The 6,214-nt window shown below is 44.1% G+C and carries 5 protein-coding genes; 3 read left to right on the forward strand and 2 right to left on the reverse strand.

Translation table 11 applies throughout. From position 1 onward, the window contains the following. Positions 1-156: 156 nt before the first annotated feature. From FTT68_RS11000 to FTT68_RS11010, 3 genes are all read left to right on the forward strand, one after another. Positions 157-1,959, forward strand: coding sequence for an acyl-CoA dehydrogenase C-terminal domain-containing protein (locus tag FTT68_RS11000; protein WP_104489414.1), 1,803 nt, complete (start codon positions 157-159; stop codon positions 1,957-1,959). A gap of 156 nt (positions 1,960-2,115) precedes the next feature. Further along, complete coding sequence (locus FTT68_RS11005) at positions 2,116-2,955, forward strand: alpha/beta fold hydrolase (RefSeq protein ID WP_180175347.1); 840 nt, start codon at positions 2,116-2,118, stop codon at positions 2,953-2,955. Positions 2,956-2,967: 12 nt separating this feature from the next. Beyond that, a complete protein-coding gene (locus FTT68_RS11010; RefSeq protein WP_180006495.1) occupies positions 2,968-4,464 on the forward strand; it encodes an NAD(P)/FAD-dependent oxidoreductase in 1,497 nt (498 codons plus the stop codon). 54 nt (positions 4,465-4,518) lie between these two features. Here the strand turns inward: FTT68_RS11010 and FTT68_RS11015 are convergent, their stop codons facing one another. Together FTT68_RS11015 and FTT68_RS11020 are read right to left on the reverse strand one after the other, a co-directional pair. Further along, positions 4,519-5,796: an MFS transporter gene (locus FTT68_RS11015; RefSeq protein ID WP_168398499.1), complete on the reverse strand. Its 1,278-nt coding sequence runs from the start codon at positions 5,794-5,796 to the stop codon at positions 4,519-4,521. Between the two features lie 161 nt (positions 5,797-5,957). Beyond that, positions 5,958-6,214, reverse strand: a 257-nt coding sequence (locus FTT68_RS11020) for a transposase (protein WP_180175348.1), incomplete at its 5' end; no start/stop codon positions are given.

Genomic DNA, 6,214 nt, shown 5'->3' on the forward strand with positions numbered 1-6,214 from the left:
TTTTTTTATGGGCAAAATTAAATTAAAAATCGAATTTTTGTGTCATGACTAGATTTTAGCTTTCAAATTATATTATAGTGGATTTAAAACATAGTTTCGTATTATGAAATATTAACTCATAAATACCATAAACAGGACTCATACAAGGGAATTACGATGAGAAATTATATTGCACCATTAAAAGATATGAAGTTTGTGCTGAAAGATTTGCTGGATGTTGAACAAAAATATCAGGGGTATGCAAAATTTGAAGACAAAGTCTCTATGGATATTATGGAGCAATATTTAGAAGTTGCTGCTGATTTCTGCCAGAACGAGCTTTTACCTATTAATGCCACAGGCGACCAGCAAGGCTGTCGTTTAGAAAATGGTGTCGTGACCACACCAGATGGCTTTAAAGAAGCCTATAATAAATATGTTGAACTGGGCTTTACCTCATTAACCGGTGATGAAAACTACGGTGGTCAAGGTTTCCCGACACTGTACCGGATTGCTATTTCTGAAATTATTACGGCCACCAACTGGTCATGGGGCATGTATCCGGGCCTGTCACATGGTGCAATGCGTACCTTGGAACATCATGGCAATGACGAACAAAAACAGAAATTCCTGGTGCCACTGATTGCAGGGCGCTGGACCGGTACCATGTGTCTGACCGAATCACATGCTGGTTCAGATTTGGGCCTGATTCGTACCAAAGCGGTTCCAAATGCCGATGGCAGCTATAGCATCAGCGGTGAAAAAATCTTTATTTCGGCAGGTGAACATGACCTGGCTGAAAATATTGTGCATATCGTTTTGGCACGCTTACCGGATGCACCGGCGGGCACCAAAGGCATTTCACTCTTTATCGTACCTAAATTTAATTTAGATGAAGACGGCAATGTCGCAGAACGTAATGGCGTAGTGTGTAGTTCTATCGAACATAAAATGGGTATTCATGGCAATGCCACCTGTGTCCTTAACTTTGAAAATGCCAAAGGTTTCCTGATTGGTCCTGAAAACCGTGGCCTAAACTGCATGTTCACCTTTATGAACTCTGCACGTATTGGTACCGCCATTCAAGGTCTGGCGGCAGCTGAATCTTCTTATCAGGGTGCCTTGGCCTATGCCAAAGACCGTCTGGCCATGCGTTCACTGGAAGGTGCAAAAGCGCCAAACCTGCCAGCAGATCCAATTATCGTGCATCCGGCAGTACGTAATATGCTGCTGACGCAGAAAGTCTTTGCTGAAGGTTCGCGTGCATTGGCTTACTACTTAGCCACTTATGCAGATATTGCTGAAGCGACTGAAGATGCAGCCGAGAAAAAAGCCGCAGATGACCGTCTGGCTTTATTAACTCCAATTGCCAAGGCTTTAATGACAGAAACCGGACTGGAAGCCGCCAAACATGGTATGCAGGTCTTTGGTGGTCATGGTTATATTGCCGAGCATGGCATGGAGCAAATTGCCCGTGATGCGCGTATTGCCTGTTTATATGAAGGCACCACGGAAATCCAGTCGATTGACCTGTTGGCGCGTAAGGTTCTAGGTTCAAAACTCAGCTTATTAACAGCATTAACTGATGAAATTCAGGCCTATATTAAAGAGCAACAGGCCCATCCTCAATTTGCAGGCTATGCACAGCAGGTAGGTGAGCTGACCCAGCAATGGCTGGAGCTGACTCAACTGATCCAGACGCAGGCACAACAATCTGCCAATGAAATTGGTGCAGCCTCTGTTGATTATTTATATTTCTCAGGCTATGTGGTGTTTGCGTATCTCTGGCTCAAGATGGCGGTTGTGGCACAACAACGCGTCGATGAAGGACAAAGCGATCCGTACTATGCAGCTAAAGTAAAAACGGCTCAATTCTACTTTGAACGTATTTTGCCAAGAACCTGTACGCATCGCGCCAATATTCAGGCCGGTGGAGCAAGCCTGTTCCTGCTGACGCCAGAAGAATTTAAATTTGATTAATCCGCTTTTGCACCCACAGAGAGAGCCTACTGTGGGTGTATTTTTTTAAGCCTGTTCTCTATAGCAAAAATAGTTCAGGTTTCATTGCTTGAAGAGCATCACAAGTAGAATTTTACCAGATCAATTGCAGATAAAATAACAAGATCAGGAGTCTATATGGAATTAGACGCACGTTCACAACAGTTTCCCTATGCGAGTACCCAGCTGACCTATCATGAAGTCGGCCAGTCCTCCGTACATCCAACCATCATTCTGATTCATGGTACGGGTGGTAATACCCAAAAACATTTTAATTATATTTTCCCGATGCTGGGCATTCATCAGCGCGTGCTCTCGATTGACCTTTATACACCAGAGAAAGCGGATTTAAAGCTGACAGATTTTAGCGAGCAGGTAGAGGCCTTAATTCAGCATGCGGTGGCGGAGAATGAACCGATTACCGTGGTCGGTTATTCTTTGGGTGCTGTGATTGCCGCCCAGGTCGCGGCCAAGTTACAACAACGAATTTCACAGCTGATTTTATTGGCAGGATGGGTCAAAACCAGTTCGGTGCAGCAACTGCGCAATACCATCTGGCAGCAGTTATTTAACGAACAGTCCAAGGCATTGCCACATTTTGTAAATTACTGTTTATACAGTGATCACTACCTGTCTTTACGCACTGAACAGCAGGTTCTGGAGCTGGCACGCTTTGTTACGCCCTCTGCTGATGCAGCCAGACAGCGTGAAATGAACTATCACCTCGATATCAGCAATATTCTGGCTGATATTACCGCAGATACCTTAATTGTGGCCTGTCATGAAGACCGCATGATTCCTTTGGCTCAAGCCAAGTTACTGTTTGCCTCGATTGAACGCAGCCGTTATGTCGAAATTCATTCCGGACATGCCTTGCATATAAAAGCACCGGCGGAGATTGTGCAGCTGATTAACCAGTTTAATCAGCATCCCGAGCAATATCCGATTAACCAGAAAATCCAGCGATTTGCACCTTAAAGGAGAAGCAGCATGCAAGCTCATGTACAGCGTAGCAAAATTTTAATTGTCGGTAGCGGTTTTGGTGGCTTGGGCATGGCCATTCGGCTCAAACAACAGGGCATCGATGATTTTAAAATCATTGAACGGGCAACAGAAGTCGGTGGAACCTGGCGGGATAATACCTATCCGGGTGTGGCTTGTGATGTGCCGTCGCATCTGTATTCTTTTTCTTTTATTAAAAATCCGTACTGGTCGCGTATTTTTCCGCAAGGAGCAGAAATCCAGCGTTATCTGGTTCAATGTTGTGATCAGGAGCAAATCCGCCCGTATATTGATTTTAATACAGCACTGGAAAAAGCCCACTGGAATACAGCACAAAGAATCTGGGAAATTCAGACTTCACAAGGAGCGTATCAGGCCGAGTTTTTAATTACCGCCACAGGGCATCTGGCCGATGAGCATCTCCCGGATATTCCCGGTTTGGCTCAATTTCAGGGGCAGGTGATGCATTCTGCACGCTGGAATCATCAGGTTGATTTGGCTGATCAACACGTGGTGGTGGTCGGTTCCGGCGCATCAGCAATTCAGCTGGTGCCGGAAGTGGCGAAACTTGCCAAAAACCTAACCGTGTTGCAGCGCAGTGCACCCTATATTTTACCGCGACCGGACCGGCCTTATAGCGAAACGGAAAAACAGCTGTTTCGTAAAGATCCGGAAAGTATGGCGGCTTTACGCCATTCCTTGTTCTGGGATAATGAGTTTAATTTTGCCCAGCGCCGTAATTTAAAAAGTCATATTCAGCGGGTCAAAAAATCCTGCTTACAGTTTCTAAAACAGCAGATTGATGATGCTGAATTACAGCGTAAACTGACACCACATTATGAGCCGGGCTGTAAGCGGGTTTTATTATCAAATACCTATTATCCAACTTTTTTACAGCCGCATGTCACGCTGGAAGATTCCGCGCTGGCAGAAGTCACACCAGAAGGCGTGATCAGCCAGTCAGGACAATATTTCCCAGCCGATGTAATTATTTTCGCCACCGGTTTTGAAGCGGCACGGCCACCGTATGCAGCAAAAGTGCTGGGTAAACATGGCTTAAGTCTGGAACAGCAGTGGTCAAGTGGCATGCAGGGTTATCAGTCGACCACAGTACATAACTTCCCCAATCTGTTTATTTTAAATGGACCGAATACCGGCAGTGGGCATAATTCTGCCTTGTATTTTCTGGAAGTGCAGTTTGATCTGGTGCTGGATGCACTGCAATTTTTTGAACAGGAACAGATTCAGGTGTTTGAAGCAGATCAGGCCGCAGAAGATGCCTATATGGAGCAATTACAGCAGCTGTCTCAGGGCAGTGTCTGGCTGTCGGAAGGCTGTAAAAGCTGGTATCTTGATCCGGTCAGCCGCAAACTGACCTTAATCTGGCCAGACTTTGCTCATTCTTTTAGAGACAAGAACCGGCAGTTTATGCGCAGTGGCTATCACTTTCACTATATTGAGAATCCTCAGCAGAATGCTGTTTAAATGGCGTATGTGAGCTATAAAAAAACCAGTCATCAGACTGGTTTTTTAATATGTTTAATTGGCCTTTTGCGGATCGTATAAACGATCTTTAATAAATAGCGCAGGTATCAGACCGCAGATAAAATAGGCCGCAGCCATAATCAGTAAGCCCGTTCCAATAGAACCGCCTTGGGCAAAATAACCAATGGTTAAGGGCGCAAATACCGCACCAATTCGGCCAATATTAAATGCACCACCGACTGCCGTACCGCGAATGGAGGTCGGAAAACTTTCAGTCATATAGGTGGCATTAATGGCAAAAGGCATGCCATAGAGAAAGCCAAACATCAGCATCAAATATAAAATATTGGTGGGGGTATTAAAGTAGATAATGACCGGCAAAAATAATGCCGTTCCCATGGTGCCAAAGGCAAATAACGCACGGCGGCCAAAACGGTCTGCCAGAATGCCGGCCACCACTTTGGCAAAAATCATGATTAAAAATGTGCCGACCATATAACCGGTCATTTCTTTAAAACTGATGCCAAGATCAGACTCCAGGTATGCCGGAAGCCAGTTACTTAAACCGGCATAACCAAACTGCAGGGCACCGGCACTTAAAATCCACAGCATAAACATCCAGCGATGTTTTTTGTCTTTTAAGATGACCAGATAAGGATTCTGTTTTTTGATTTTCACTTTGCTATGTAAAGCTTCCTGACGCTTGAGCTCACGAGAACGTAACCAGGATTCAGGCTCCGGCACCAGAAAGTACATTAAAAAGGCAAGAAAAATAGGGAAAATCGTAATCCAGTACAGCATACGCCAGCCATACTCAGGAATAATCCAGCCGGCCAGCAAAGTGGCACATAATGAACCCAAGGTAAAACCGGTCATTAAAGCCGCAAGTACCGTAGTTCGATATTTGGTCGGCACATACTCGGACATTAAGGTATTACAGGCAATATAAAGTGAGCCAAGGCCAATGGCTGCAATACTCCGCACAATCAGAAACTGATAATAGGAATCGACAAAACCCAAGGTACAGGACAAACTTGAGGCCAGAATCATATAAAATACAATAACTTTAACCCGGCCAAATCGGTCACAGGCCCATCCGCCAATCAGACCGCCAATTACACCACCCACCAGACTCCAGCTGCCCAGCGCACCGGCCTGAACAGTAGTAAGGTTAAATTCTGCTTTAATACTGGTCAGGCTGTAGGCGAGAAAAGCCAGATCAATCCCGTCGGCAAGCAGAATAAAAAAACATAAAATAAAAGCGGTTTTCCATATTTTCTCTGGCTGAGCTTGTACCTGCTCAGCCACCATCACTGAAGCTTTTTGCGTCATCACTGATATCCTTTCATCATTCGTTCTTGTTTTATGAATAATTTTTCATGGTTATTACTCATTATTCATGAGTTTAGTTTTCAGCAAAAAACCTTATATTTCGTATAGAGAAATCTTGTTTTTCTTTATTTTTAGACCAAAGACTAGGGTCTGTTGACATTTCATAATGGTAGCCAAATAAAGATACAAGCTAAGGCAACAGAATTTTCATAGCTTTGCTTTAGCTTGTCATAGCGTGTGGCAATTCCTCTAAATTGCTTTAATCTAGCAAAAGCATTCTCAATTAAATGTCTGATTTTATAAAAATACCAATCCACATGATCATTATTTGAAAGTGTATTGGATTTCTTGGGAATATTAGCTTGAGTTCCCGTTTTTTCTATCTGTTCTCTCAAGGATTCAGAGTCATAACCCTTAT

It is taken from the genome of Acinetobacter sp. Q85-2 (assembly GCF_013420555.1).
Lineage (GTDB): Bacteria > Pseudomonadota > Gammaproteobacteria > Pseudomonadales > Moraxellaceae > Acinetobacter > Acinetobacter indicus.